This is a genomic window from Mycobacterium paraense (genome assembly GCF_002101815.1).
Lineage (GTDB): Bacteria > Actinomycetota > Actinomycetes > Mycobacteriales > Mycobacteriaceae > Mycobacterium > Mycobacterium paraense.
The window spans coordinates 1-1,330 of the sequence record NZ_LQPM01000047.1; the positions used below are offsets into that span (position 1 = coordinate 1).

Sequence of the window (1,330 nt, forward strand, 5' to 3'; positions counted from 1 at the left end):
CAGGTTCGGCACCGGCGGCGCCGGTGGGGCCGGCGGAACCGGTGGAGGGGGCCAAGTGCCCGCCGCCGGTGGTGCCGGTGGGGCCGGCGGGCTCCTGTGGCGCAGCGGTGGCACCGGCGGTGCCGGCGGAATCGGAAATGGCATCGGCGGGGCCGGTGGAGTAGGCGGCGCCGGTGGGCTGTTCGGGCCGGGTGGCAATGGCGGGGCCGGCGGGATGGGCACCACCGCCGGCGGCGCCGGTGGCGCCGGTGGGGCCGGCGGTCTGTTGGGTGGGCTCGTCGACGCCGGCGGCGGCAACGGTGGCACCGGCGGGGGAGCAATCGCCTCCGGGGCCGGCGGGACCGGTGGCGCGGGCGGCGCCGGTGGGGCGGGCGGCTTCCTGTTGGGTAGTGGTGGCGCCGGTGGGCAGGGTGGCGGCACCGCGGTCTCCGCTAGCGGCGGGACTGGCGGTGTCGGGGGTAACGGCGGCAACGCGGGCGTTCTGCTGGGCGCCGGTGGGGCCGGCGGTACGGGCGGCAGCGGCAACGTGACCGGCGGCAACGGCGGGCTCGGCGGCAACGGTGCGTTGTTGTTCGGCAGCGCCGGGGCCGGCGGTGTGGGTGGGAACGGCGTGGCCGGTGCCGGGGGTGCTGGTGGCGGCGGCGGCAGCGCCGGTGTGCTCGGCTACGGCGGGGTCGGCGGCGCGGGCGGAACCGGCCCGCTCGGCGGTGGCGCCGGCGGCACCGGCGGTCAGGCCGGCCTGCTCTTTGGTGGCGGCGGTGCCGGCGGCGAGGGCGGCAACGGCGGTGTGGCCGCCGCCGGTGGTAACGGCGGTGCGGGTGGTAACGCTGTGCTGCTGGGCGATGGCGGGAACGGCGGCAACGGCGGCCTCGGCCTGACGGCGGGCGGCACCGGTGCCGGTGGCGGCGGTGGGCTGGTGTTCGGGGCCGACGGGTTCAACGCCCCGGCCAACCCCTCGCCCTGGCACGCCGTGACGCAGTCGGCACTCGGGGTGATCAACGCACCCACCGACGCGCTGTTCGGACGGCCGCTGATCGGCAACGGCGCCAACGCGCCGGCCGGCAGCGGGCTTCCCGGCGGCGCCGGCGGGTTCTTGTTGGGCGACGGGGGAGCCGGCGGGTCCGGCGCGGCGAACCTCAGCGGTGGTGCGGGAGGGGTTGCCGGGCTGCTGGGCACCGGGGGCGCCGGGGGTGCCGGAGGATTTGCGGCCGCCGGGATCGCGGGCGCCGGCGGCGCCGGGGGAGCCGGCGGGCTGTTCTGGGGCGACGGCGGAGTCGGCGGTGGCGGCGGCAGCACAGCCGTCGGCGCCACCAGTGGGGCCGCTGGCGAT

At 79.5% G+C, this 1,330-nt stretch carries 1 protein-coding gene; it reads left to right on the top strand.

The annotated features are described in order from the left end of the window. Positions 1 to 1,330: PGRS repeat-containing protein (locus AWB89_RS27395; protein ID WP_338152785.1), on the top strand; the 1,330-nt coding region annotated here is incomplete at both ends.